Below are 26939 nucleotides of genomic sequence, written 5' to 3' on the forward strand. Positions count from 1 at the left end.
TTCGAAATCAACGTCACATAGATTTGTCAATTTGTTATTATTTAATGAATTTATTTTCATAATCGATAACGAATTAATTATGGATGTACATTGTGTTTCGATAACCTTAGAATAAGTAAGAAAATATCCAACTTACTATTAAATGCAATTGAATTCTAAGCCACCATTATTAATGAATGCTTAATACACACACAATTATTATGAAAAAAATTACTTTTTTACTCTTTATGTTTCTTGGAGCTACTGTACTGCAGGCTCAAGAAAATTTATTAACTAACGGCGACTTTGAAGAAGGGATGACCGTATGGGAAGGAAATGGATTTAATGTACAAACGGATGGAGGAAATAGCTTCAACTTTGTAGATGTTGCTACAGCTGGAGAGCCTTTTGCTGTTAATCTAAGTCAGAGAGGACTTGACATTACAGAGGGTCAAACTTTCACCTTAACTTTTGATGCTTCTACAGATCCTACAACAGCAAGTCGTACTATGATTGCGGGTATAGGTCTTTTTGTAGATCCATTTACAAATCAAAGTCAAGAAGTTACTGTAACGGAAACTACACAAACATTTTCTTTAGAGCTTGTCGCAAACTTTACGTCTGCAGACAGCCGTGTGTTATTTGACATGGGAGCGGCTACTGGTATTGTAGTTATTGATAATGTATCACTTACTTTAAATGATATGCCACCTCCAGGTGAAAATTTATTAACTAATGGTGATTTCGAAGAAGGAATGACTGTATGGGAAGGAAATGGATTTAATGTACAAACAGATGGTGGGAATAGCTTCAATTTTGTAGACGTTGCAACCGCTGGAGAACCTTTTGCTGTAAACTTAAGCCAAAGAGGAATCAATATCACAGAAGGTCAAACATTTACTTTAACTTTTGATGCTTCTACAGACCCTACGACAGCAAGTCGTACTATGATTGCGGGAATAGGTCTTTTTGTAGATCCATTTACAAATCAAAGTCAAGAAGTTACTGTAACTGAAACTACACAAACATTTTCTTTAGAACTTGTTGCTAATTTTAGTTCAGCAGATAGCCGTGTATTATTTGATATGGGAGCAGCTACAGGTATTGTAGTTATTGATAATGTAATGCTTACTCTAAATGAAGAGATGAATAATGAAGGGGAGCTATTATCCAATGGAGATTTTGAACAAGGAATGGTTACTTGGTTTGGAAATGCTTTTAACGTACAAACAGATGGTGGAAATAGTTTTAATCTATCTGATAATGAAATCTCAGGAAATCCATTTGATGTAAACCTAAGTCATCCAGTTGAGCTGGAAGCGGGTGTTGCTTATACTTTTAGTTTTGATGCTTCTACTTCAATGGAAGATGGTAGTAGAACAATCATAGCAGGAATAGGACTCAATGAAGGTGATTTTTCGGCAGCTATAGAAACAGTGACGGTGACGTCAGATTTACAAACCTTTACATTTACATTAACACCACCTGCAGGTAGTGCTAATAGCCGTGTATTATTTGATTTAGGAGCAGATGATGGTGTTTTAGTATTAGATAATGTATCATTGATGGTAGATGATGGTGGTGGAGATCCAGTAGTGCCATTAGTAGCTGCACCAACGCCTCCAAATAGAGCTGAAGATGCAGTATTCTCTATTTTTAGTAATGCGTATACAAATCAACCTAATGTAGTCTTCGGTGCATTTGGGGTAGGAACTCAAGATATTACAACAATTCAAATAGAAGGAGATGACACACAACAAGTAGTAGCTACACAGCCAGACCCTCAGTTCTTATTAGTAGATTGGGGAGAAGTGGTAGATAATACGGCAATGACTCATTTCCATATGGATTATTGGATTGATACTCCTTTATCAGCAGGTTTAATCGCAAACCCATTATGGTCTAATCATGTTGGTGATGATGGAGAAACTTCTTCATTCGGATTGACAAACCCAGTAACAACTTTTGGAGAGTGGGTATCTATAGATGTGCCTCTTACAGATTTTGATTTCGGTAATAATAGTAATGATCAACAAAGAGATGCGTTAAGACAATTTGTACTTACAGTTGCAGGAGCAGACAGTGGAACTAGAACAATATTTTTAGATAATATATATCTTCACAATAACACAGTACTTAGTACAGAAGAATTTACAGTGGTTGATATCAATGTATATCCAAACCCATCTACAGATCGTTGGACAGTTTCTACAAGTGCAGAACTGATTACATCTGTAGCAGTATATGATCTTTTAGGAAGAAGAGTAGCTATTGCTACACCAAATGCAAATACATTTGATATAAACGCTTCAAACCTAAGAACAGGTATATACTTAGCAACGGTTACTACGAGCCAAGGGCAAGAAACAATAAAACTAATTAAACGCTAGATTCTTAATCCTAGGGGGATTACTTAATTTTAGTAGGAGAGGGCTATCATTAATTTGATAGCCCTTTTAGTATTTATATCTTATTATAGTGGTTTGCTATAAAAATAGGAAGCACTTTACTTTTATTGAAATGTGATTTTTTAATGGAAGTTATTCTTTATAGCTTTTCGCTTTAAGCGAAAACACATACATACTTATTGAAGAACTACAACTCTCTTACAGTTTAAAAACGAATTATTTTTAGATATAATTTCTTACTATTATGTCATCTTCACAATCCACATACCTCCAAATACGGCAAGGATACCAACCACAAAACTAGCAATTGCATAGATAGCAAATTGCATAAGGTCACCAGATTTTATGAAATTATGATTTTCATAAGCAAATGTAGAAAAGGTCGTAAATCCGCCACAAAAACCTGTAGCTAATAATAGTGTGGTGTTGCTGGAGAGTGTATTGTTCTTTATAGCCCAGCCTAAAATTAAACCTATGATGAGACTTCCAAGGATATTTGCTGTAAACGTTCCGTATGGAATACCTGTAGTAGAAGTATTCCAAACTTTACTAAGCAAATAACGAGCAATACTACCAGTACCGCCACCTATAAAAACAAGAAATAACTGTTTCATCATATTGTAAATCTCTTTCTCTTATTCTATCGGAATATAGATATCTGTTACCCAATCTGCAGGATTAGGATAGTCTCCAGGGTCATTAGTGTATATTTCAAATGGTTTTTGCTCGCTCTGTATTAATTCATACTGCTGTATATATTGCATTGCATCTGCCCATGCTTTTCCAAGGTAGCTATAATTTCCTTTTAAAGTAACTCTCACGGCTTTCGTTCTAGGTAAATAACCACTTAAAACCGTACTTTCTTCAGTTATTTCTACTGCATTAGCAACAGGAATTGCATTACTCATAATGATATTTCCATTGGGATTCATCTCATTATATATCGTAAAAGGCATACCAGATTGTGAGATCCCTTTTTGTTTCATAAACTGATTGATCTCACTATAACTCTCTCCCATAATAGCACTAATATTAGTATTACTAGCAGAGGTAGTCTTATAGACATAAAACCCGCCTCCATATTCTGTAATACCATGTATAGTAACATTATGATCCTCCATCTTTTCCCTTACGTAGGTTTCTAAACCATTCAATCCAGAAATATACATTGTACGCATGTCACCTTCAAAGTCTGTTCCTGAAAAAGCAAAATATACTTTATCCATTAAGGTATGTTCCCCCTCAACTTTCCAAGATACTTCAACCGCACCATTTTCTGTAGGAGTAAATTCCCAACCCACTTTAGAAAAGCGTTCTCCTCCGGGTGTTACTATAGTAAGATCTTGTTCTATAGCTACATTTTCTTGCACAGCTGTAGTTTTCATAGATCCTGGAAACTCACCATCCCAAGAGTATCCTCCACCTATTCCTATCGTTTTAGCATCATAACTAAAAGTCATTGTAGAATCTTCTTTTTTCCATGGACCCCAATGTTCCCATGTCGTATAATCATTTACAGTATTGTATAAGATAGATGCAGGTACTTGAATAACTTTACTCTCTTTTATATCATAATGACCATCTTTTGAAGCAAAATAAATAGCACCACCAATTAAAAATATGAGTAATAGAAAAAATAGAAGCTTTAAAAATTTCATTGGATGTAGGGGTTAATTAGTGAAGCTAAGATACTAGATTTTTAAAACTTCTAAATTTGGTATATTTACGCACAAATAAAAACGAATCTCAATGAAATTTAAAGCGTTATATGGCTTTGGACTTGCTGCTTTATTAGCTGTAAGTTGTGGTCAAGATCAACAAACTACAAAAAACGAGGATGGTAAAAATGCCGCTTCCGCGAAAGCAGAAATTGGAGAATTTAACTACCAAGTAGATCAATTTGCAGATGTCAAAATCTTGCGATATCAAATTCCTGGATTTGAAGACTTGACTCTTAAGGAGCAAAAACTAGTGTATTATATGACACAAGCTGGTTTAGCAGGGCGTGATATTATGTGGGCACAAAACTATCGTCATAATTTAGAAATTAGAGATGCTCTTGAAAAAGTATACACTTCTTATAGCGGAGATAAAAACACCGAAGATTGGAAGCATTTTGAAGAGTATTTGAAGCGTGTATGGTTTTCTAATGGGATTCATCATCATTATAGTAATGCAAAATTACAACCTGCCTTTTCTGCAGACTACCTCAAAGAACTCTTATCAGCTTCAGGTGCGACATTAGAAGGAGAAGCATTTGATGTGATATTTAATGATAAAGACGCTAAAAAAGTAAATCTTTCTAAAGATGCAGATATCGTATTGGAAAGTGCTATCAATTTTTATGGGCCAGATGTAACGACTGCAGATGTAGAGACCTATTATGGAGCGATAGAAGTAGATAAAAATGAACCTATTGAAGTAGGTCTGAACACCCGTCTTGTGAAAGAAAATGGAAAGCTTGTTGAGCAAGTATATAAAAGCGGAGGTTTATATGGAACAGCTATCGATGAAATCATCGGTTGGTTAGAAAAAGCAAAAACAGTTGCAGAAAATCCAAAACAAGGAGAAGCATTAGGACTTCTTATTGAATATTATAAAACCGGTAGCCTTGATACGTGGGATGATTACTGTATCGCATGGGCAACCTCTACCGCTGGAAATATAGATTGGATTAACGGTTTTATAGAAGTATATAACGACCCAAAGGGATATAAAGGATCTTACGAAACGATCGTACAGATTAAGGATTTTGATATGTCTAAAAAAATGGCTGTACTCTCTCAAGATGCACAATGGTTTGAAGACAATTCTCCATTAATGCCAGAGCATAAGAAAAAAGAAGTAAAAGGTGTTTCTTATAAAACTGTGATTGTTGCAGGAGAAGCAGGAGATGCATCTCCTAGTACACCTATTGGTGTGAATCTTCCAAATAACAATTGGATCAGACAAACACACGGAAGTAAGTCAGTATCCCTAGGTAATATTATTAATGCATATGCAAATGCAGGAGGATCTGGACGTTTAAAAGAATTTGCACATGACCCTGAAGAAGTAGAATTAGAAGAAAAGTATGGACAATTAGCAGATAAGCTTCACACGGCATTACACGAAGTAGTAGGGCATGCTTCTGGACAAATTAATGAAGGAGTAGGAACTCCTAAAGAAACATTAAAGAGTTATAAATCTACTATAGAAGAAGGAAGAGCAGATTTATTTGGACTTTACTATTTAATGGATCCAAAACTTCAAGAACTAGGATTGGTAGAAGATTGGGAAAAAACAGGAATCGCTGCCTACGATGGATATATTCGTAATGGATTGGTATCTCAATTAGTCCGTCTGGAATTAGGAGATGATGTAGAAGAAGCACATATGCGTAATCGCCAGTGGGTGAGTGCATGGGCTTTTGAGAGAGGCGCTAAAGAAAATGTAATTGAAAAAATAACTCGCGATGGAAAAACGTATTATAATATAAACGATTATAAGAAGCTTAGAGAGATCTTCGGAGAGTTATTACGCGAGACACAACGTATTACATCAGAAGGTGATTACGAAGCAGCTAAAGCGCTTGTAGAAGATTACGGAGTAAAAGTAGATCAAACACTTCACAAAGAAGTATTAGATCGTAATAGTAAATTTAAAAGTGCTGCTTATAGTGGTTTTGTAAACCCTGTGATTGTCCCAATTATAGGAGATGGAGAAATTACTGGTTTTACAGTAGAACAACCAGCAGATTTTCAAACGCAAATGCTAGAATATGCTAAGACCTATGGTTTCTTAAAATAATCGTAGCATACCATATATAAAAAATGGCTGTCTAGATAGACAGCCATTTTTTATATAATTTATTAATTTTTTTATTCTTCAACTTCAGCCCCTACTGGGATATCAAACTGAGATGCATCTAGTACTTTGTTAGATATCGTTGCATTTGCAAAAACACGTTCGCCACTCATTTCTGTAGGAACTCCATCTTCTACTTTATACCATTGTAATACCTTAGGTAATTGTAATCCTCCTATAGTATTCCATTGATCATATTTAATATAACTAAAGCGGTCACTTTTTTCGTTTTTACCATAGGTTACGGTATACGCAAGCCATTCCATTTGATTTGTTTCTGGATTACGGTATACGATATATTCATCATCAGGAGCATCTCCAACACCACTTCCAAAAGAAATTTTAGTACCAGGATATGTAACTCCTTCAAACTCTAGTGCTGGTGTATCACTATACGTAATACCATCATCACCTAAAACAAAAGGCATTGCATAAAAGTAAAACATCAAGTTATGATAGAAACGAGCACGCCCGATTGGGTAATGAGCAGAATCCTGAGCTACCCATACTTTTTCGCCATTAAAACCTAATGTGTATTTATCTGTTTTGATCGTTACTTTACGAGATTTTAAATCTACCGTATGTAACTCATCACCATTATCTTTTTTTAGCGTAAACGTTAGATTATTCATGTCATTCCATGTCTGTATACCTCCATGTGCTTTAAACACAGGAGCGATACCTTCCGGATATTCTTTTACAATAGTTTGAGCGACTTCTTGAGTTGTTGTTGTAGCTTCTTGTACTTTTTCTTTACAGCTTAAAGCGAAAATAGCTACAGCAACTAAAAAAATAATTTTTTTCATTTGATGATTAGTTTTTAATGAATGTTACTGGTTTTTTAGTGTCAACTTCCATAAAATAGAGACCTTTAGGTAATGAGCGTATATCCATAGCATAACTGATAGGGTTATCATTTATAAAGGATAATACGGTACGACCTAAGGTATCATATATGGTTATTGTAGCCTCTAAGTCGATATTTTCTACAGTAATTACAGAAGAAGCTGGATTTGGATATATTTTAACAGAAGACAATAGTTCCTCTTGAACACTTAGTTCTGGATCGGCAATGATTTCAAAAGTTGCAATTGTTACACATTCTTCTTGAGGTGCATTTTGAAAACGCACATATACCGTTTGCATTACGGGGACTACATTGGTATAATTTTCAGGATCTGCAATTGGATTTACATTAGATTGCGCATCTTCTAAGCTTTCGTGGTATGTGATATCTAGCGGAAAAGCATCATTGGTAAATTGTGGGATAATAGCAGTTAAGTCAAATACCTGAAATCCATCTCCTTCTGGGTCAAAAATAACCAAAGGTTCTGGTGTAGTTGTATCAGGTTCAAATGGTAATCGTACCTCAATTGTAAAGGTGGTAATTTGACTATCTCCATTCCCTTGTACACGTACAAATACCAATTGAGGATTTACTACATTTTCATAACTTTCTGGATTTGGAAATCCATTGTCGTTACCTAAAGCACCTCCAGATGTAAGATGAAAAGTAACAGTTACGTTAGTTTGATCTCCAATAATTTCAGGAATAGTTGTCGTAAGGTCAAAGATTTCAACTCCATCCCCTGGATTATTAATATCGCACATGAATAAGTCCTGTGGCTGATTTGCTGTTACTTGAGAAACAGCAGTAAACGAGGTAAGAATACACAGTATTCCTAGCAATTTTTGAGTAGTTTTTTTCATCCTATAAAAGTAAGGAACTTTGTAGAATTCTTTTAAAGGTATTTTTTGTCACATTTGATTGTTATAGGGATAACTATGTACCTTTGTGATATGCATAAACATATCTCAAGTTCTCAAAACCCTACTGTAAAAAAAATTTTACAATTACAGGAAAAATCACGTTCTCGTAAAAAGGAGGGAGGATTTCTTATAGAAGGGTTGCGTGAGATCAGTTTGGCTATTTCTGGAGGATATACCATTACAGAACTTTATATAAAAGAATCTTTTATTGAAGATGTTTCCGTAGTTGCACTTATTGCTTCTTTAGAAGGCGTTATGGTCACATCACTAGCAGATGAGGTATATCGTAAGGTTGCGTATCGAGAAGGGACGGAGGCTGTGATCGCTTTCGCGAAAGCAAAAACAACAACTTTACAAGAGTTACAATTACCAGAAAACCCGTTGGTACTTATCGCCGAAGCTCCTGAAAAACCGGGTAATATAGGTGCTTTATTACGTACCGCCGACGCTGCTGCAGTAGATGCGGTGATTATAGCAAACCCGAAAACAGATTTGTACAATCCTAATATTATTAGATCTAGTGTAGGATGTGTATTTACAAATCAAATTGCCATGGCTGCGACAGATGCTGTTATTTCGTTTTTACAAGATCGAAATATTCAAATTTTTAGTGCGATTCTACAAGAAGCACAACCCTATCATACACAGGATTATACCAAAGCCAGCGCCATTGTCGTAGGTACAGAAGCTACAGGGCTTACTGCACCTTGGAGAACTGCAAGTACTCAAAATATTATCATACCAATGAATGGAGACATTGATAGTATGAATGTAAGTGTAGCTGCGGGAATTCTTACTTTTGAAGCAAAACGCCAACGTGGATTTTAATTATTTTCACAAAACAATATCAACATAACACACTTTAGTTAATAGCATATTTATGACCTCACAAACACTATTTTATAGTATTATCGCCATTCTCGTGATAGGATACTTGATAGACTTTATAATGGGATATCTCAATGCAAAACACTTTAATGACCCTATTCCTGAGGCTTTAAAAGATGTTTATAATGAAGCGGAATATTTAAAATCACAAGCTTATAAAAAGACAAAAGACCGTTTTGGTACGTATACGTCTACCTTTAGTTTACTATTGATGCTAGGATTTTTCTTTTTTGATGGTTTTGAAATTGTAGATCAATGGGCGCGATCTTTTACGACTCATCCCATAGGAGTAGCTCTGATCTTTTTTGGAATTATTATGTTGGCAAGTGATGTATTGTCTACCCCATTTTCTTATTACGATACTTTTGTAATCGAAGAAAAATTTGGTTTTAATAAAATGAAACCAATTACATTTTTTATGGACAAGCTTAAAGGATGGGCCATGAGTATTGTGATAGGAGGAGGTTTATTAGCATTAATTATTTGGATTTATGAAGCCACGCAAAGCACTTTTTGGTTGTACGCATGGGGTGTAGTTACTATATTTTCTGTGTTTATGAATATGTTTTATGCTAAATTAATTGTCCCTATATTTAATAAACAAGCACCTTTAGAAGCTGGAGAATTACGCTCAAAAATAGAAACCTATGCACAACAAGTAGGATTTAATCTCACTCATATTTTTACAATAGATGGTTCTAAGCGAAGTACAAAGGCAAATGCTTATTTCTCTGGTTTAGGTCGCGAAAAGCGAATCACATTATATGACACCCTGATCAATGACCTAGACGATACAGAGATTGTAGCAGTACTTGCACATGAAGTTGGACATTATAAGCGTAAGCATGTGATAACAAACCTTTTGCTTTCTATTGTGATTACAGGAGTAACACTTTGGTTATTTTCTTTATGCTTAGCACAGCCTATTATTGCTGAAGCAGTGGGTGTTTCTGAGCCTTCTTTTCATATAGGGATGGTCGTTTTCGGGATTTTATATACACCTATTTCGGCGGTAACGGGATTTTTTATGAGTGCGCTTTCGCGAAAGCATGAATATGAAGCAGACAATTATGCGGCTCAAACGTATAGTCCAGAACCCCTTATTAGTTCGCTTAAAAAGTTATCAAAAAACAGTTTGAGTAATTTAACACCACATCCATTATATGTGAAGTTAAACTATTCGCACCCAACCTTATTACAACGTGTGGAGAATTTAAAGAAATCGTAATTGAGCTATATGTTCGCTTTCGCGAAACTAAAATGACATCATAATTTCTTATGTGCAACTCGTTTCTTTTAGGAATGTAAATAAAAACATGAATGTTAGAATAGGTGCTGTCAAGAGTACTGTTGAGTAAAGATTATAATATCTTTTATGATGTAATTTTCCTTTATTTTTTGTCCAAATACCATCAGATAGCGTGTTTTTATATATCGCAAAGGGTTCTTTTTGAAATAGATGTATAAAAATATAGGTGATAGATTTTACCATAATCAATGCAATGAAGGGCGAAAACATAAACAAAATACATTGAAAAGGGCATAAGTAATTCCAGCCGATTACTTCCATAAGGATTCCTATACTTCCTATTCCTGCAGCAATTTTTAGAAACTTATAAAAACGCTTTGTATCCTTTGTATCTTCTGAAGTAAACAGTATAATCAATGCAATAAGCGTTGATATAACGAGAATCATATAAAAGTAAACTTGAGAAAGTGTGATAGGTTCGTTACTCAATGATTTCTATTTTCATGTATATATTCTCTTCTGGCCACTCCGTTCCATCTACAGAGACTTTATTCATTTCATCTACAACACTCATTCCTTTAGTGACTCTCCCAAAAACGGTATGTTCTCCATCTATATGATGTGCGCCGCGGTGTGATTGCACAATAAAAAATTCAAAAGGGGAGGAGGCTTTACTGATATTTTGTTCACTATACTTTGCCGCCGAAAAAGCACCTCGTGTATGTGGATGGTGTTTTTTTGCTTCATTAGGTAATAAGTATTTTCCCATAGCTTGTCTATTGCGAGCGGTTGTTCGGGTATCGTTATTACCTCCTTGTACTACAAAATCTGGTGATACTCTATGAAATTGAGTGGTATTAAAATATTCATTTTTCACAAGCATGATAAAATTTGCTCTATGTAGCGGAGTATCTTTAAAAAGTTCGACTTCTATATTTCCAAAACGTGTGATGATACGTATTTTAGTTTCTGGATTTTCTTCTCCATACTTTTTTAAGAAGGGCTTAAGTTCTGCTTGAGAAGCAATCATAGGATTTTCTGGAGTTCCTTTTGGATGTTGGATTTCAGGTTCCTTTTTTTCTGAGATAGTATCTGTAATAACAGCGGGATTAGGTGTCTCTTTTTTTGTAGATTTAGTATCTTGACAGCCTAAGCAAATGGGGATTAGTAATAAAAAAATAATAGACCTATACATACATGAAATTTGATACGTGTTTACGATTACTTTCAAAAATAAGCAATTTGCCATTGCCAGGTAAAAAAGCACAGTTTCTAATGGCACCTATGGAGCGTGTCAAAGAATTTAGTGATTTGGATGTCGCAAAAATGAATCCTCGTAAAGCTGGTGTGATGGTGCTATTCTATCCGAGTCAAGAGGATATAGCAACCATGGTTTTAATGCTTAGAAAGACGTATAAAGGTGTGCATTCTAATCAAGTGGGCTTTCCTGGTGGGAAAGTAGAGAAGGAGGATACCACAATGCTAGATACTGCTTTACGCGAAACAGAGGAAGAGATAGGTATTTCTAGAGATCAGATTACAATCGTAAAGGAAATGAGTGCAACCTATATTCCGCCTAGTAATTTTTGTGTGTATCCATTTATAGGATACAGCGATGCTGCCTTAGATTTTATACCTCAAGAAGAAGAAGTAGAAGGGCTTATTGAAGTATCTATTGCCGATTTTTTGGCTGAAGAGGCTGTAATTTCTAGAAAAATGTCAACTTCCTATATGGATGATATCGATGTCCCTGCCTTTTTGTTAAACGGTCATGTGGTGTGGGGAGCTACTGCAATGATGCTTAGTGAATTGAAGGAGTTATTACTTTCTGGTCAGGAATAACAGGGTTTTGTATCTTTGTGATTCTGTTTTTACGACAGTGCTATATTTAAAATAATACATGGGTCTATTTAAAACCAATCCATTCGGACATATACTTTTCTTAAAAAAATGGCTTATTCGCATTGCTGGTGCGATGACTCATAGACGTTACCGAGGATTTAATGAATTAAAAATAGAAGGTTCTGATATCTTAAGAAACTTACAAGATACCAATGTGTTATTTGTCTCAAACCATCAGACTTATTTTGCAGATGTGGTATCTATGTTTCATGTATTTAATGCGAGTTTGAGCGGCCGTGAAGACTCGATTAAAAATATTGGATATCTCTGGAATCCTAAATTAAACTTATATTATGTGGCTGCAGGCGAAACGATGAAGAGTGGTTTATTACCCCGTATTCTAGCGTATGCAGGTGCTATTACGGTAAGTAGAACTTGGCGTGAAAAAGGAAAGGAAATAGATCGTAAAGTAAATTTTCAGGATACAGAAAATATTGGAATTGCATTGGATGATGGTTGGGTAATTACGTTTCCGCAAGGAACTACAAAACCTTGGAAACCTATCAGAAAAGGAACTGCGCATATTATTAAACAGTACAAACCTATTGTAGTACCTATTGTAATAGATGGGTTTAGACGTAGTTTTGATAAAAAAGGATTACGTATCAAAAAGCGTAATATTTTACAGACGTTTGAAATCAAAGAGCCTCTTAAGATCGATTATGAAAATGATACTGTAGAAATGATTGTAGAGCAATTAGAATACGCTATAGAACAGCATCCATCTTTCTTAAAAGTGATTCCTTTAGAAGAGCTAGAAAAAGAAGAAGAATTAAATAAAAAGAGACAGTGGGAGTATTAATCTCTTGCTTTTGATGATATAGAAATTTCACCTTTCATAATTTCATCATGATCTTCATCACTTATTTTAATATTAGAAACTCCCCAAGATTTTTTATAAGTATAGGTTGACCAAACGTTTAGTTTTTTATCAATCCTAATTGAAAGCATATCGTTTTCTTGAAAATTAATAGGTGTGTCAAAACACATTCTATTGTTTAATGCTAATTGAATATTAACACTTGTGTTTTTATATTCATCTTTTTTCTGTTTTCTTAATTTAGTAAGTAAATGATCTTGATTAATGAGATCATCAAAGATACCTTCCATTTTAATATGGTATTCCTCAATTTTTTCGGGTAATTTTGTCTTAAAATCTTCTGGAATTTTTATCATCCCTGCAATATTACTAAGACCTCTATAGAAAGGATTGTTTAACATCCATGTTTCTAAATTACTTGTATTAGGTTTTCGTCTTCTTAGCCTCCAATCAATGTCATCTTTTTGTAGATTATCTGTACAAGTACATAATATAAAAGTATTATCAAATTGGCACATATTATTCTAATAGTTAAGTTGAGGTAATAGTACTATTATTTTTCTATAACCTTTAATTTATTATAACTAATCTAGTATTTTCATCATTATTATATGATCGGTATAATTTTCTACTATACACTACGGCTAATTATTTGTTCATAGTATTATATTTTAAGATCACTTAGTGTTGAATTAAAACTATATATAAGCTTTCGCGAAAGCGTAATTGATAAGCACAAAAAAAGCCTGAACATGTATAAAGATGTTCAGGCTTTTGAGCATAGTTCCCCAAAAACTATACTTCCATTTTTTTAAGTTCTTTATAATTACGGTCTAGGCGTTTTGTTAAAATACCGTATATCTTACTATATACTAACCAGAAAATACCCGTAATCATAATGGTAAGAATGGCTGTTATTAAGATAAGAACCGTTTTATTAATTTCTTCAAATGCCTCAGGATTACCATCTACAATGAGTGCTGTTGTAAACACGGCTGCAATGACAAATAAGGTCATACTTGAGTAGATATAATATTTTACTGTTTTTCGGGTGTTAAGAATGTTTTTCATCAACTTCCTAGCGGAATCTGTACTTGCTATTTTTTTAAAATTGATATAAAATTTTGTAATAAAAAATAACAAAACAGCTATGTGTACGATAAGAAATATAGTTTCGAAATTCCGTAAATTTTCTGATTCTAATTTTAAATCTCCTCCAAACTGAAAGTCTCTGAATAATAATGAAATGATCATCCAGAATGAAAATTCTATCATACTAATGATAAATATCCATTTTACAACAGACGAAGATTTTTTAAGTAGCATAGGATATATATCTTCTTTACTAAGCTTTGGAAGTGTCTCATCCTGCTTTTGCCACTGTTTTTTTAATAGTTCTAATTCATCTACCATAACTATGATGGGTTTACTAGTTTTTTAAGCTTTCCTTTTACACGATTCATTTTTACACGGGCATTTACCTCGGTAATCCCCATCGTCTCGGAAATCTCTTTATAATTTTTGTCTTCTAAATAAAGAAAAACTAGGGCTTTTTCTATATCATTTAAATCTTTGATTGCATTGTACATGACCTTTAATTGCTGCTCAACAGTATCGTCATATTCTTCGGAAGAGATGCGAAACATTACATCATCAAAATCCTGTGTTTGTACAGTACGTTTTGATTTTCTGTATAATGTAATCGCTGTGTTTAATGCCACACGATACATCCATGTACTAAATTTTGCATCTCCTCTAAATTTTGGAAATGCACGCCATAGTTGTATAGTCACTTCTTGAAACAAGTCGTTGTGCTGCTCTCGATTATTGGTGTATAATCGGCAGACCTTGTGTACAATGTTCTGGTTTTCTTCCAGAAGTGTTACAAATTTTTCTTGTAAATCTTTCTCCAATGATTGATCGTTAGTTACCTATTGGTAGGGGATTTTGTTGTAATGTTACAAAATCTTTAGAATTTATTTTACATAGGGAAGGGCTTCCTATTTTGGTAATGTAGCATACGCTTTATCGCTTTGCTCTCCCTATGGTCGTGAATCTCACAAGTTCGATTTCGCGAAAGCGTATAGAATCTGATTTTTATTTTAATACAAACTATTATAAAACGAAAAGCCCCCTGTACGAATACAGAGGACTCTTCTCCCTAATTAATAATTAAAATGTATATGCTTTATTTTATGATTACTTTTTGTGTCGTACCATTTTCAAAATGGATAAGGTATATTCCTGTTTTTAATTTTTTGACATTCACTTGCGATGCTAGTGGACTACTAGCTACTTTACGCCCTACGAGATCATACATATCAAAACCACTTTCTTTGGTAAAGAATAGTGTTCCATTGGACGTTGGATTTGGATATACAGTGATCGTATTATTGTCTTGAGTAAATTCCTCTGTACTTAGTGTGTCATTTTCGAGTGTATATATAGAGATGGTAGCACTTACTTCGTTTGCTACAACGATAAGTCCAGTTTCTGTTGCATTATCTTCTGGTGCCACATAAATAATACCTTCTGGCGCAAGATCTCCTTCTGGATTTTCCATATCTAATGTTGTATCTCTATTGTTTACATAGGTTTCAAAAGTAGGTGCTGTAGGATCTGTTACATTAAATACTGCAATTCCTCCTATTCTTTCTAATGCAACAAAAGCATACCATTCTGTAGCAATTTCTCTGACAATGACTGCTTCTGGCTCAGGTCCTTTATCGTCAGAGCGGTTTTTAAAAGCATTTTCATCATCGGTAGCATTAAAGATCGCTCCATATACAGGATCTTCTTTTGTGATACGTTCTAGTAAGTCTTGACTATCATATACGATATCACCTGTTGCTGCATTTACAATAGAGAAAGAACGTCCTCCATAGGTGTGTATGATATCAATATCTCCATCACCGTCTGTATCTCCAGTAGCATTTGTAGTTTTTAGTCTTCCTAAGTTTTCATCCATTTGTAGAAACTCAGCATTTGGATATGCATCTGGATCTAGGTCAAGATCTCCTATACGTACTTCTTCGCTAAATCCATCATAATCTCTGGCATCTCCTTCATTTGCAATAACAATATAATTTGTTCCATCTACAGTATAATTATCGATAGCATCGGGTTGATACATTCCTACTGTATTCCAAGTAGACATAAAGACAAAGTCTAATCTGTTTGAAGCATCTAATGCATTTTCTTCGAGAGAATGGTCTTTCACTCCCCATGCTTCAACAGCAGTAATACTTGGAGTTGCTAAATCTACAACAGCATATGCATTGTTTTCTTGAAGTGATACATAAGCAACAGAGCTATCATCAGAAACGGTTATAAATTCTGGTTCTAGATCTTGAGACACAGAAGCCCCTGGGCCAAAAATACGCACACCTGCGGCTTCTAATGTTGCTTGGTTTGCATCAAAACTATTAAAGTTAAGAGAAGTTACTTCAGCTTGTGTTAATGTTTCAATTCCTTCAGTAATGTCAATAACAGAGATCGTCCCTTCAGGATCAATCGTATAGTCATCGCTAGGCTCTCCTTCGTTAGCTACCAATACTTTTGTTCCATCAGGTGTAAAGGTTACCATATCTGGCAGCGAACCAACTTCTACATTGCTTAGCACAGTCCCGTCTGTATCTATAAATACAATTTGCCCATTTCCTTGATCGGCCGCTCTTACTGCTACAGCTACAGTACCATTAAAAGCACTTACGCTAGTGACTTCATCTCCAAAAGCACTCATATCTACAGCAGATAGTGAGGTGAGGTTTAACGGATCACTAAAATCAATTACCTCTACAGCATTATCTCCTGCATTAGATACAAAAAGTCTATTAGAGCTCGTATCATGTGTTACGATTTCTGCACCATTAACTTCTATGTTTGTAGCAAAAGACATCCCTAAAGCATTTGCTGCATCAGGAGCTTGCAACTCATTGTCTATTATATATACTGTATGTGTGATAAGTTCTCCTTCTTCAGCATCTGTAAAATTTTCTAGTGCGATTGCTATATAATAATCTTGATTTTCATCCATATTATCAGCAAGGGTAATAGTCACATTTTGTGTTGTTGCTCCACCTGCAGTGAATGCTAGTGTCGTAGTATCTAAAGTAAAAGAACTACCAAGATCATTTGTGAGTGTTACTGAGACTGCTACAGAAGCATCTGCAGACTCAGAAATAGATACAGGTATATTAACGGTACCATTATCTTCTGAAACTTCAGTTAATTCTCCATCAAAAGAAATACGTATAGGCGTTACTGTACTGTAGGTTCCTAATGGGAAAGGATTAGCAGCACTCGCATTATCAGTTTCATCATCTAATGCATTTGGACCACTAAAATTCCAGTTGTCTATCATAAAGTTTGATCCATCTGCTGTTGTACCACTATTACGATATGCCCATCCATCTTGATATTCCCAGTCTTCACCACTTCCATCAGTATTAATATCGCCAAATACATCTATTACCATTCCGTTATTAAATAGTTCAATGGCATCATCTCCATTTACATTGGCAGTACCATCTACAAACGTAGGGTCAAATCCAAAAAAAGTATTAAAATTAGGTTGCTCACTTGCGATGTAAATAAAATCACCAGCAGTTGCATTTCCAGAAAGGAAAAATTCTTCACCATCAGTACCATCTCCATTATTTGCAGAACCAATAGCATAAGAAGATAAATCTGCAATATCATTTATTACATATAGTTCTATAGCTTTAGGGGTTCCGCCTGTAAGTGTTGCGTCTACAACACCAGTAATTAATAGGTCTTGCGCTTGTGTAATTGTAGAAATACTCAGTAAGAGTATTAAAGAGTAGAGTTTTTTCATAATGAGTTTCATAAGATTGATACCCGTAAAAATACTAGGTCAACTATGTAATCATTTGAAATTAATGTTACAAAAATTTTACTCTTTGCAGTGTATAATCGTAGAATTTACATTTCTATAATATAGGGATAAAAAAAGGGTAATATTCTCTTAAAGAATACACAATATTGGTGTTATTTATGATATTTATTTCTCATATAATCAACAGATTGTTGAATGAGTTCTTTAAGGATATCCAGATCTACATCGGCTAGTTTATTTATGTATAAACAGGCTTTACTGGTTTTATGTTTCCCTAATTTTTTGAGTAAATCATCAAAATTCACAAAACCTGGCATAATATATAAGCTTATGTTCTGTTTACGCGGAGAAAAACCTACCATAGGCCAATCTCCTTCACGACCACTTGCATATACATAATGATACGAGTCAAACCCTACAATGCTATCTCCCCACATTTTGGGAGCTACACCTGTAACTGCTGTCATCATTTCCAGAAGTATGAAACTATCTGCTTTTTTAACAGGATGCGCAACGGCATTTAGAAAATCTTCGACAGATGCATCGTTTACTTTGGTCTTTACATCGCTCATGGTATACTATATATTTAACAATTCTTATACTTATCATTTAACCCTATTCCTTCTAGAATCATTGGAATACATTTCTCTAGTCTTCGTATTCTCGTGGCCTCTTGTTTTGCCCCGCCTATATGTTCTGTATATTCTCTTTGTTTTGAAGGTGTCAATGCCTTAAATGCGGTTTGTAAGGTTTCCGCTTTCGCGAAAGCGGACTCCAGCTCAACAGGAATAATGACTTCTTTTTTGGATCGGTCGGCTTTTACTTCTTTTCCATCCTTTGCATTTTGAATAGCTTCTAAAAGGTATTCTTTTAAAATGGTAGGATCAATATCTTCTATGGATTCATAGTGTAATGAGCGCATTGCTTTGGTTTTCCCATCTTGGGCATTGCGCAATAGTTTTTTTGTGTCTGAAAGAAATACACCCTGAAAAAACCAAACACCAAAATGGTTTTTAAAATTCCCGACGCCTACTACATTGCGACCATTTATAGTATAGCAAGGAAAATTCCATTTCCACTCTTCTTTAAGCTCTGTGTCCTTTATAACAGTACGTACCTGTTGTATGCCATCTTTCCAAGGGGAAGACTTTGTATAATAGTGCGTTAGTTTTTCTTCGGTGGTCATGGGAGTATTAATTTTTAATAATTTTTATGGTATGTATTTCATTTGCTCCTGTAATACGAAGGAAATAAACTCCTTTTTGATAGGAACTACTATCTATAATTTCTCCTGTATTTGCGCCAGAAAACTGCGTTTGTAAGTGTACACGTTTTCCACTTAGATCAAATACTTCTAGCTTGGCTATAAATGTAGTAGGAGGTAAGACCACTTGAAACTGATCTGAGACTGGATTTGGAAATACTTTTACGTTGTTTTTAAGTGTGTTGTCTTGTATAGAAAGGGCATTATCATATAGTATCTGAAGCGAATCTATAGGTTCTTGTCCAAATGGCACCTCTTCTATGTTTAATTCTAATGAAGGGTCTCCAGGCGCATCTGTTTCTTGATAAACGACTAGATATGCAGAAGTAGATGAGGTGCCTCTTCCTAAGCATCTCATATCTGCTCCAGCAAAATTTGCTCCTTGCATTGCTGCCATAAGCTTATCTGCTAGTGTACCTTCTGTGTTATTAAAGTTGTTTTCCATATTAATGAGTACGGTTTCATTTAATAGGATGTTTCCTTGTACACTATAGGTAGCGCCTTGTCTATCATCTTTAAAATCGTCGGCGAGGCTTCCTGTAAAACCAGCGGTTCTTGGATTTCCGTCAGGATCAAAATCGGCAATACCGTATTGTCTGAATTCTGGATTAAAGTTTTGAGAACTACAATCGTCATTATTAATAAGATAATCAATGATTTCATCTGGAGATAGTCCTGCTTCCATTTGCTCGATAGCATTTGCTAAGTTGGAATTTGGGATACATACAAAGGCCTGAGAGTTTACGCCCCCGCGCCCTGGAATAATATCGGTAATAATATCTATAAGTCCTCCAAATTGCCCAATACCATCTACACAAGAAGCTCCAGCAGAGCCTACTTCGCCTGTAGCTGGATCTACAGCAATGATAGAGAATGTGTCTTGTGCATGGATGATAAGACTAAAGAATAATGCAATGAGTACGGAGTAATTTTTTTTCATGGGTTCGCAATTTTATGGACTTTAAAGTTAATCAATTACCAGCAATTTTTTATGTGTTTATAACAGATCTAATTCCTAATTAGACATAGAATATACAATTGGGAATCAAAAAATGACGGTTGAGTAGTTTATGCTTTCGCGAAAGCGTAAGAAGTAACACTTTTGTCCTGTAACCAAAAAAAATAAATGATTATGATCTCTAAAGCACAATTAAACGAAGCACGATTAGATGTAGCTCAAAGAGCAAAACAAGGAATTGATTTTATTACTGCTGCTACTGTTATTTGGATTCTTATTACCATTATATGGAGCACAGAAATGGCATTAGAAACCAAAAACATCTCGACATTAGCTGTAGGAGGAATCATGATGCCATTAGCCTTATTGTTTTCAAAAGTGTATAAGTCACAATGGAAAATAAAAGACAACCCTTTACATCCTTTAGGATTATTACTTAATATCGCGCAGTTATTTTACTTTCCTATTTTGATACTCGTTATCAAGTTTATACCTACTTATTTTCTTCCTGTATTTATGATTATTACAGGCGGACATTTCTTTCCGTATGCTTGGTTTTATAAACAACCTATGTATGCTATCATGGCAGGGATTATTTCTGTAGGTGCGGTTGTTTTAAGTTTTACGGTACTTACTCAATTACCTATGCTAGCACCACTATCTATGGCTATTGCATTGGCCGTACTTACGATTACATTATTTGTTTCTAATAAGCACTTAGCTCAAGCTTCAGAATACCGTATCGTTTAGATCATTTATTTCATTCATCATTCATCAATCAAAATATCAATCATTATGAACTATTTATATGCTTTATTTTTCTTTTTATGTGTCACCACCTATGGGCAAACGACTGTTACAGGAACTGTGGTAGATCGTAAAGGGATTCCTATCGAAGGAGCCAATGTCTATCTGGACGGTACGTATGATGGTGCTTCTAGTGCTGTAGATGGAACATTTAGTTTTACTACTAGTGAAACTGGGGATCAGGTGTTGATCGTGACTTTTTTATCTTATGAGACATTCTCATTTTTTGGTCCTTTATCAAGTATGAAGGATTTGAAAATACAGCTTAAAGAAGATATTAATTCATTAGATACTGTTGTCATTTCAGCAGGAAGTTTTGAAGCTAGTGATAATAGTAAAATTTCTGTATTAAAACCATTAGATGTTGTTACAACGGCAAGTGCCTTAGGAGATTTTGTTGGGGCATTACAAACACTACCAGGAACCACTACTGTAGCAGAAGATGGTCGTTTATTTGTACGTGGTGGTGATGCTGGCGAGACACAAATTTTTATAGATGGTATTCGCGTGTTTACACCGTATACACCTACCACCAATAATATTCCTACAAGAGGGCGATATAGTCCGTTTTTGTTTGATGGGATTACATTTTCTACCGGAGGATATTCAGCAGAGTATGGAGAAGCACTTTCGAGTGTTCTTTTATTAAATACTGTAGATGAGCCAGATCAAAATAAAACAGATATTTCTGTAATGTCTGTAGGCGGGAGTTTAGGGATGACAAGAAAATGGGAGAAGTCTTCCCTTAGTTTGAGCACTTCATATATTAATCTAGCTCCTTATATAGAAGCTTTTCCTGATCGTAATAATTGGTCAAAACCAGCTGAAGCTCTTTCTGGAGAGGCGGTATATCGTTATAGAACTACAGATGGATTATTTAAACTTTATAGTGCTTTTGATACCTCTAATTTTGAACTTAATCAAGAGGATATTAATCTAGAAAATGGACTTGATTTTAGATTGAAGAACAGCAATTTATATGTCAATACATCGTATACTGGTGTTTTATCAGATACCTGGAGTATCCAAACAGGAGGGAGTTATACCTATGCTAAAACTGATGTAGGGGTTATGACTAACGATATTGATAATACGGAGAACTCAGCACATTTTAAATTGAAAGTAAAAAAACGTTTTTCAAATAGATTTAAGTTGTCCATGGGAGTAGAGCAATTTATTACAGATTTTAATGAAGATTTTAGCGGTGTTTTTGATACTCAAGCTATCAATGATGCTTATGGATATGATAGTGCGATTAGTGCACTATTTACAGAAGGAGATATCATATTTTCTAAAAAACTAGCGCTTAAAGCGGGAATCAGAGGTTCGTATACAAATTTGACAGATCAATTTACAGTATCTCCTAGAGTTTCCTTAGCTTATAAAACAGGAAAGAAAAGTCAGCTATCACTAGCATATGGAGACTTTTATCAGAATCCTACCAATGATTTTTTAAAGTTTAGTCAAGATCTAGAAGCACAAAAAACGCAACATTATATATTGAACTATCAATACAATAATAATGGCCGTATTTTTAGAGCAGAAGCTTATAGAAAAACATATGATAACCTTGTTACGTTTGATACCGATTTTGCTGGTGTTGATAGTGTATTTGAAAATGGAGGAGATGGATATGCGCAAGGAATGGATATATTCTGGAGAGATAATACGAGTATTAAAAACATGGATTATTGGGTGAGTTATTCTTTCTTAGATTCAGAAAGAACATATCTTAATTTCCCAGAACAAGCGAGACCTTCTTTTGCAAATACTCATAATTTTTCTGGGGTGGTTAAGTATTTTATTACAGATTGGAAATCTCAAGTTGGTTTCAGTTATCAATATGGTTCTGGCAGAACATATACCAATCCTAACACGCCTGGTTTTTTACAGGAGGAAACAAAACCGTTTAATAGTATTAGTTTAAACTGGGCTTACTTATTATCACAGCAAAAGATTTTATATCTATCTGTAAATAATGTATTAGGATTTAATAATGTAAATGGGTTTCAATATAGTAATACCCCAAATGTAAATGGGACTTTTGATAGAAGAGTACTCACTCCTGCTGCGGATCAGTTCTTTTTTGTTGGTTTTTTCTGGACCATTAGTGATGATAATAATAGTAATCAATTGGATAATTTGTAAAATAAAGTAGGGTTTCAATAAATTGAAACCCTACTAGTTAATTAAAAATAAATGCCTTTTAATTAAAAAAATTCGTAAAATCTATTCTAAAATATTCAGGATATAAACACTTCCTGCTTCTTTTAGGCCTAGTGATGATAACATATTTATCAACGCTATTAACACTACTTAAATATAATGGCGATATAATATCCCCATAAATATATTGATTATAGTTAGATGGTTCTGGATTGATTTCGTTAGTAAATACGCTTGCTTCATTTGATGATGCACTTGATAATGGATGTGTTGTAGTTGCGATTTCCTCAACAATAGCTGTTGCAGAGATATATTTAGGAACATAAACCTCTAAACAATGTTGATTCAATACATAGTCCAACAAATAATCAACCACTTCTTCAGCTGTAGAGATACCTGTAGTAGGTGTGCCATTTGGTCCAGAACCTCCAGGTGGTAGTGGTGGTGATGTTTCAGGTGGTTCTGGCGCTCCACAATTTGCAGGGTCATTAAGACATTCTTCATATTCAATTACTCCTTGAATAGTGCTTGCTAAAGTAGCATGAAAAGCATCTTTAAAATCACCATTGGCATTATCACCTATAAGATCTTCTAAAAGGATGGCATCTTGTGAAGCCATGATGTTTGCAAAATCTAACCGAACATCATCATTAAACGTTACCGTCTCATAATCAGAAGCGTATAATGATTTAGCAGTAATAAAAGAGATCCAAGTCATATTCAACTTGAATTCTTCTTCATTAATTGGAGTTCTACCACTTTCTGAAGCCTGTGGGATAGATAACTCTAAGTTTGATTCAATAGCATTCTCAGTAATAACTTCATCGTCATTACTACAAGAAAATAATACTAAAATGGCTATGAGTATTACATAGGGATTTAATTTTTTCATAGTTTTCATATTTTAAAATTTCAGGGTAATAGTACTATATTTTTTATCAAAAACCATCTACACCTTAATATACGCATGAGCACATTTCATATTTGCAAGGGTTTATTTCATTTTTGATTTTAATCAAAAATCTTTTTCAAAACATAATCTTTACGTCTACTGGAAACAGGTACCTTAAAGTCTAAGTGTACTACAAGTATTCCTTGTTTATTATATTTTAACACATGTTTTTTATTTACTATATAGGATTGATGACATCGTATAAACGTATCTTCAGAAAGTATTTCTTCTACTTTCTTTATAGATTTTGATACCATAATTTTTTCCATTTGCTGGGTATAGAATGTCGTATAATTGCCTTCTGAACGACAATAGATAATGTCATCTTCATAGACGGCATATACATTATCACTGGTCTTAAGAATGATTCTCTTATTTTTTACACCGTTAAAGTATTCACTTGAAATCTCAATAAGTTTTTCTAAATGGCTTTCATTTTTACCTTGAGTAATTACTTTTTGTAAAGCATCTATAAATTCATCGATTTCAACGGGTTTAAGAATATAATCTAAGGCACCCACTTTAATGGCTTTAATAGCATGCGTGTCATATCCAGTAATAAAGATCACATCAAAATCTTTAGAAGCAACTTGTTGTAAAATGTCAAAACTGGTACCGTCTCCTAAGTTAATATCCAGTAATAAAAGCTGAGGTTTTAATTCTTCAATGGTTTTAATACCAGAAGCTACACTATCTGCTTCCCCAATAATAGAAATCTCATTTTTAAAATGCGATTCTACTTTTTCTCTGATATCAGCTCTTACACTAGCTTCATCGTCTATAATAACTGTTTTAATCATGCTCTGTTTGTTTATATGGTATTAAAAAAGTTGTAATGACTCCACTTATAGAAGGATCACGTTCTCTTTTATTAATGACGGAAATTTTCTGTTTGGTTGCTTTTTCAATAAAATTTGATATCAATGTTGTAGATACAGATTCTTTATGAGAATCATTTTTTGCTTGAATGCCTATTCCATTATCTTCAATAATACATTTTATAAATGTATTTTTCAAAGACAATGTTATTTTAATTTCTCCTATATAATCTATTCCTTTGAAAGCATGCTCTATACTATTTTCTATATAAGGCTGTATAAGCATAGGAGGGATGAATATAAATTCGTCTTCTTCTAGGTCTTGTAATGTAATAGTATACTTAAATTTATCAGGAAAACGTAATAGTTGTAAGTCCATATACTTACGTAAGGACTCTAATTCTTTTTCTAGAAGTACATAATTATTTGTGGAATTTTCTAAAATCAGTCTTAGCAATCTGGAAAATTTTAATAAATAATTGATAGCTCCTTTTGCATCTTTCTCTATAGTGTTTTGAATTGCATATAACGTATTGAATGTAAAATGCGGATTCATTTGCGAACGAAGTAAGCGTTGTTGCATTTGTAAACTCATTTTATCAAAAGTACGCTGACGTTTTTTATAAAAGTAAATACCTACACTTATGAGAATTACAGAGATAATAAAAAGTGATAATAACTGTAATTGCGTTTTTAACTTGTCAATTTCTACTTGCTGCTTCTGATTTTTTAATTTTTCTCGTTCTTTATATGAAGAAGCTAGTGACTTTAAATCTTTTGTGTATTTATTCTTATAACTAGCATCTTGATATTTTGCAATTGTATCAAGCGCGCTTTGAATTTCTTTATAATTTGACTTGGTTTCATAGACATATCTTAACTTATAGCTTAGAATATTCCGTGATGTTTTTTCTGCTATATAATCTTTATTTAGAGCAAGCGCTTTATCTAAATAATATTTTGCAGAATCATATTGTTTTAAATCTAAAAACACCTCACCAAGGTTTGCATATGCTTTAGCTATATTTCTACTTCTCCAAGGAGTATCTGGTGTTAATTTTAAAGATTTTAGGCCTAGTAAATAATTATCTTTTGCTTTATGAAGTTTTGTTTGAATATGTAAAACATACCCATAATGGGCATATAGATCGTGTTTGGCTTTTGAGTTTAATAATGAATCTCCTTTAATTAAATTTTCAAGTGTATTTATAGAAATTTCTTTATTAGATAAATACTTATATTGAATTTGAGATTTATTTATAATAGCAGAACTTAAAGCAGAAGAATCCTTTCCTTTTTTTATCATTTCAATTTGTAAATCAGCATTTTCTAGTGCTTCATCGTATTTTCCAATTTGATTGTATGTATTTGTGAGTTGATAATAGGCTAGTGCTCTGTAGGCATAATTAGTAGTATCTAATAAAGATTCAAAGCGCTCTGAAATGGCTATAGCTTCTCCAAACTCATTATTACTTTTATAAATATTCCATGCATCATAAAAATATAAAGCTTCTCGATCATTCTTAATGCTATCTTTTATACGTTCTATAGTTTTATATAAATAAATGGAGGCACTATCAGTTATTCCTTTACTTACATACTGAAGTCCTATCAAATAATCATTTTCAGATTTTAATGAATCTGAAATAGTAGGGGTTTCATCTATGAGTCTAGCGGCACTTTTTAAATAAAACAATGTAGAGTCTTGCGTGTAATCTTTTGATTTCTTGTGGAAAGAAATAATAGTATCTTCTACATCTTTATTTATAGTTTCTTGTTTCGTTGTACAGGCAAGTAGGAAGCAACTTAATAAAATACAGTATAGGGATGTATTTTTAATCATATGTCAAACTTACAGAAAATGTTAAACTAAAGGTAATTCTTTATAATATATTACTTCCTTTCAATTTTTCCATTTTTTAGAATCTTAGATAATTTAGGGATGTTTTTGGTCTCCGTAAATTTATAATTTATATAGAAAAATCTTTCTTTAAATAGGAGGGAAGTTGGGGTATTATTTTACAATTGTAAGATAAAATATCCATGGTACGCTTTCGCGAAAGCGTATACAGTAACAATTTCCTTAAAAACAAAGAAGCCCCTATAAAAGAGGCTCCTTTTGTCAATGTATGCATAAAATGCGCTAGTGAATAATTAATTTTTCTGTAAATGATCCCATATCTGTTTCTAATCGAAGGATATATGGTCCTTTACTTACATTAGATACTGGTAACTGTATAATTGTTGTGCCAGT

Annotated in this window: 24 protein-coding genes; 8 read left to right on the forward strand and 16 right to left on the reverse strand. The window is 33.9% G+C overall.

Going from position 1 to position 26939, the window contains the following annotated elements; translation table 11 throughout:
- Positions 1 to 200 precede the first annotated feature (200 nt).
- Positions 201 to 2369, forward strand: a complete 2169-nt coding sequence (locus CHB80_RS12385) for a carbohydrate binding domain-containing protein (RefSeq protein WP_179218149.1) — start codon at positions 201 to 203, stop codon at positions 2367 to 2369.
- 260 nt (positions 2370 to 2629) lie between these two features.
- Here the strand turns inward: CHB80_RS12385 and crcB are convergent, their stop codons facing one another.
- Positions 2630 to 3001: a fluoride efflux transporter CrcB gene (gene crcB / locus CHB80_RS12390; protein WP_089371827.1), complete on the reverse strand. Its 372-nt coding sequence runs from the start codon at positions 2999 to 3001 to the stop codon at positions 2630 to 2632.
- 21 nt (positions 3002 to 3022) lie between these two features.
- A complete protein-coding gene (locus CHB80_RS12395) occupies positions 3023 to 4045 on the reverse strand; it encodes an SRPBCC family protein (protein ID WP_089371780.1) in 1023 nt (340 codons plus the stop codon).
- 91 nt (positions 4046 to 4136) lie between these two features.
- On the opposite strand from CHB80_RS12395, the gene CHB80_RS12400 reads away from it, so the two are divergent.
- Entirely contained in the window at positions 4137 to 6176 is a 2040-nt protein-coding gene (locus CHB80_RS12400; protein ID WP_089371781.1) for a dipeptidyl-peptidase 3 family protein, read from the forward strand.
- Positions 6177 to 6247: 71 nt separating this feature from the next.
- On the opposite strand, the gene CHB80_RS12405 is transcribed toward CHB80_RS12400, so the two are convergent.
- On the reverse strand, positions 6248 to 7039 hold the full coding sequence (locus CHB80_RS12405) for a DUF6503 family protein (protein ID WP_089371782.1): 792 nt from the start codon (positions 7037 to 7039) through the stop codon (positions 6248 to 6250).
- Positions 7040 to 7046: 7 nt separating this feature from the next.
- Positions 7047 to 7943, reverse strand: a complete 897-nt coding sequence (locus CHB80_RS12410) for a T9SS type A sorting domain-containing protein (RefSeq protein WP_089371783.1) — start codon at positions 7941 to 7943, stop codon at positions 7047 to 7049.
- A gap of 90 nt (positions 7944 to 8033) precedes the next feature.
- Here CHB80_RS12410 and CHB80_RS12415 point away from each other — a divergent pair, with 90 nt between their 5' ends.
- On the forward strand, positions 8034 to 8831 hold the full coding sequence (locus tag CHB80_RS12415; protein ID WP_089371828.1) for a TrmH family RNA methyltransferase: 798 nt from the start codon (positions 8034 to 8036) through the stop codon (positions 8829 to 8831).
- 52 nt (positions 8832 to 8883) lie between these two features.
- The gene (locus CHB80_RS12420) at positions 8884 to 10119 is read left to right on the forward strand and encodes a M48 family metallopeptidase (RefSeq protein WP_089371784.1); all 1236 of its coding nucleotides are present in this window, start codon (positions 8884 to 8886) and stop codon (positions 10117 to 10119) included.
- A 48-nt stretch (positions 10120 to 10167) separates the two neighbouring features.
- Here the strand turns inward: CHB80_RS12420 and CHB80_RS12425 are convergent, their stop codons facing one another.
- A complete protein-coding gene (locus CHB80_RS12425) occupies positions 10168 to 10629 on the reverse strand; it encodes a hypothetical protein (protein WP_089371785.1) in 462 nt (153 codons plus the stop codon).
- On the reverse strand, positions 10622 to 11335 hold the full coding sequence (locus CHB80_RS12430) for a peptidylprolyl isomerase (protein ID WP_089371786.1): 714 nt from the start codon (positions 11333 to 11335) through the stop codon (positions 10622 to 10624). Before CHB80_RS12430 ends, CHB80_RS12425 begins: the two co-directional genes overlap by 8 nt.
- A gap of 2 nt (positions 11336 to 11337) precedes the next feature.
- On the opposite strand from CHB80_RS12430, the gene CHB80_RS12435 reads away from it, so the two are divergent.
- Positions 11338 to 11982: an NUDIX hydrolase gene (locus CHB80_RS12435; protein ID WP_089371787.1), complete on the forward strand. Its 645-nt coding sequence runs from the start codon at positions 11338 to 11340 to the stop codon at positions 11980 to 11982.
- Positions 11983 to 12040: 58 nt separating this feature from the next.
- A complete protein-coding gene (locus tag CHB80_RS12440; RefSeq protein ID WP_089371788.1) occupies positions 12041 to 12844 on the forward strand; it encodes a lysophospholipid acyltransferase family protein in 804 nt (267 codons plus the stop codon).
- Here the strand turns inward: CHB80_RS12440 and CHB80_RS12445 are convergent.
- The 7 genes from CHB80_RS12445 to CHB80_RS12475 all read right to left on the reverse strand — a co-directional run bounded on the left by CHB80_RS12445 (position 12841) and on the right by CHB80_RS12475 (position 19924).
- A complete protein-coding gene (locus CHB80_RS12445) occupies positions 12841 to 13380 on the reverse strand; it encodes a hypothetical protein (protein ID WP_089371789.1) in 540 nt (179 codons plus the stop codon). The two genes, CHB80_RS12440 and CHB80_RS12445, sit on opposite strands and share 4 nt — an antisense overlap.
- A gap of 277 nt (positions 13381 to 13657) precedes the next feature.
- Entirely contained in the window at positions 13658 to 14275 is a 618-nt protein-coding gene (locus CHB80_RS12450) for a hypothetical protein (RefSeq protein ID WP_089371790.1), read from the reverse strand.
- A 2-nt stretch (positions 14276 to 14277) separates the two neighbouring features.
- The gene (locus CHB80_RS12455) at positions 14278 to 14775 is read right to left on the reverse strand and encodes an RNA polymerase sigma factor (protein WP_089371791.1); all 498 of its coding nucleotides are present in this window, start codon (positions 14773 to 14775) and stop codon (positions 14278 to 14280) included.
- A 275-nt stretch (positions 14776 to 15050) separates the two neighbouring features.
- The gene (locus CHB80_RS12460) at positions 15051 to 17699 is read right to left on the reverse strand and encodes a choice-of-anchor I family protein (RefSeq protein ID WP_179218150.1); all 2649 of its coding nucleotides are present in this window, start codon (positions 17697 to 17699) and stop codon (positions 15051 to 15053) included.
- A gap of 173 nt (positions 17700 to 17872) precedes the next feature.
- Complete coding sequence (locus CHB80_RS12465; protein WP_089371793.1) at positions 17873 to 18292, reverse strand: DUF1801 domain-containing protein; 420 nt, start codon at positions 18290 to 18292, stop codon at positions 17873 to 17875.
- A gap of 14 nt (positions 18293 to 18306) precedes the next feature.
- Positions 18307 to 18906, reverse strand: coding sequence for a YdeI/OmpD-associated family protein (locus CHB80_RS12470; RefSeq protein WP_089371794.1), 600 nt, complete (start codon positions 18904 to 18906; stop codon positions 18307 to 18309).
- 7 nt (positions 18907 to 18913) lie between these two features.
- On the reverse strand, positions 18914 to 19924 hold the full coding sequence (locus CHB80_RS12475) for a DUF1028 domain-containing protein (protein ID WP_089371795.1): 1011 nt from the start codon (positions 19922 to 19924) through the stop codon (positions 18914 to 18916).
- 192 nt (positions 19925 to 20116) lie between these two features.
- On the opposite strand from CHB80_RS12475, the gene CHB80_RS12480 reads away from it, so the two are divergent.
- Positions 20117 to 20692, forward strand: coding sequence for a DUF7010 family protein (locus tag CHB80_RS12480; protein WP_089371796.1), 576 nt, complete (start codon positions 20117 to 20119; stop codon positions 20690 to 20692).
- A gap of 45 nt (positions 20693 to 20737) precedes the next feature.
- Positions 20738 to 22897, forward strand: coding sequence for a TonB-dependent receptor (locus CHB80_RS12485; RefSeq protein WP_089371797.1), 2160 nt, complete (start codon positions 20738 to 20740; stop codon positions 22895 to 22897).
- 58 nt (positions 22898 to 22955) lie between these two features.
- Here CHB80_RS12485 and CHB80_RS12490 read toward each other — a convergent pair whose 3' ends face one another.
- The 3 genes from CHB80_RS12490 to CHB80_RS12500 form a co-directional block, all read right to left on the reverse strand.
- Positions 22956 to 23807, reverse strand: coding sequence for a hypothetical protein (locus CHB80_RS12490; protein WP_089371798.1), 852 nt, complete (start codon positions 23805 to 23807; stop codon positions 22956 to 22958).
- Between the two features lie 119 nt (positions 23808 to 23926).
- Positions 23927 to 24667 (reverse strand): LytR/AlgR family response regulator transcription factor, encoded by a 741-nt coding sequence (locus CHB80_RS12495; RefSeq protein WP_089371799.1) that lies wholly within the window; start codon positions 24665 to 24667, stop codon positions 23927 to 23929.
- Positions 24660 to 26528: a tetratricopeptide repeat-containing sensor histidine kinase gene (locus CHB80_RS12500; RefSeq protein ID WP_089371800.1), complete on the reverse strand. Its 1869-nt coding sequence runs from the start codon at positions 26526 to 26528 to the stop codon at positions 24660 to 24662. Before CHB80_RS12500 ends, CHB80_RS12495 begins: the two co-directional genes overlap by 8 nt.
- Between the last annotated feature and the right edge of the window lie 411 nt (positions 26529 to 26939).

This window comes from Dokdonia pacifica, assembly GCF_900188275.1.
Taxonomy (GTDB): Bacteria; Bacteroidota; Bacteroidia; order Flavobacteriales; family Flavobacteriaceae; genus Dokdonia; species Dokdonia pacifica.

Coding starts and splice junctions, on each gene's coding strand:
- CHB80_RS12385 (WP_179218149.1), top strand. CDS start 201: ATGAAAAAAATTACTTTTTTACTCTTTATGTTTCTTGGAGCTACTGTA.
- crcB (WP_089371827.1), bottom strand. CDS start 3,001: ATGAAACAGTTATTTCTTGTTTTTATAGGTGGCGGTACTGGTAGTATT.
- CHB80_RS12395 (WP_089371780.1), bottom strand. CDS start 4,045: ATGAAATTTTTAAAGCTTCTATTTTTTCTATTACTCATATTTTTAATT.
- CHB80_RS12400 (WP_089371781.1), top strand. CDS start 4,137: ATGAAATTTAAAGCGTTATATGGCTTTGGACTTGCTGCTTTATTAGCT.
- CHB80_RS12405 (WP_089371782.1), bottom strand. CDS start 7,039: ATGAAAAAAATTATTTTTTTAGTTGCTGTAGCTATTTTCGCTTTAAGC.
- CHB80_RS12410 (WP_089371783.1), bottom strand. CDS start 7,943: ATGAAAAAAACTACTCAAAAATTGCTAGGAATACTGTGTATTCTTACC.
- CHB80_RS12415 (WP_089371828.1), top strand. CDS start 8,034: ATGCATAAACATATCTCAAGTTCTCAAAACCCTACTGTAAAAAAAATT.
- CHB80_RS12420 (WP_089371784.1), top strand. CDS start 8,884: ATGACCTCACAAACACTATTTTATAGTATTATCGCCATTCTCGTGATA.
- CHB80_RS12430 (WP_089371786.1), bottom strand. CDS start 11,335: ATGTATAGGTCTATTATTTTTTTATTACTAATCCCCATTTGCTTAGGC.
- CHB80_RS12435 (WP_089371787.1), top strand. CDS start 11,338: ATGAAATTTGATACGTGTTTACGATTACTTTCAAAAATAAGCAATTTG.
- CHB80_RS12440 (WP_089371788.1), top strand. CDS start 12,041: ATGGGTCTATTTAAAACCAATCCATTCGGACATATACTTTTCTTAAAA.
- CHB80_RS12445 (WP_089371789.1), bottom strand. CDS start 13,380: ATGTGCCAATTTGATAATACTTTTATATTATGTACTTGTACAGATAAT.
- CHB80_RS12450 (WP_089371790.1), bottom strand. CDS start 14,275: ATGGTAGATGAATTAGAACTATTAAAAAAACAGTGGCAAAAGCAGGAT.
- CHB80_RS12460 (WP_179218150.1), bottom strand. CDS start 17,699: ATGAAAAAACTCTACTCTTTAATACTCTTACTGAGTATTTCTACAATT.
- CHB80_RS12465 (WP_089371793.1), bottom strand. CDS start 18,292: ATGAGCGATGTAAAGACCAAAGTAAACGATGCATCTGTCGAAGATTTT.
- CHB80_RS12470 (WP_089371794.1), bottom strand. CDS start 18,906: ATGACCACCGAAGAAAAACTAACGCACTATTATACAAAGTCTTCCCCT.
- CHB80_RS12475 (WP_089371795.1), bottom strand. CDS start 19,924: ATGAAAAAAAATTACTCCGTACTCATTGCATTATTCTTTAGTCTTATC.
- CHB80_RS12480 (WP_089371796.1), top strand. CDS start 20,117: ATGATCTCTAAAGCACAATTAAACGAAGCACGATTAGATGTAGCTCAA.
- CHB80_RS12485 (WP_089371797.1), top strand. CDS start 20,738: ATGAACTATTTATATGCTTTATTTTTCTTTTTATGTGTCACCACCTAT.
- CHB80_RS12490 (WP_089371798.1), bottom strand. CDS start 23,807: ATGAAAAAATTAAATCCCTATGTAATACTCATAGCCATTTTAGTATTA.
- CHB80_RS12495 (WP_089371799.1), bottom strand. CDS start 24,667: ATGATTAAAACAGTTATTATAGACGATGAAGCTAGTGTAAGAGCTGAT.
- CHB80_RS12500 (WP_089371800.1), bottom strand. CDS start 26,528: ATGATTAAAAATACATCCCTATACTGTATTTTATTAAGTTGCTTCCTA.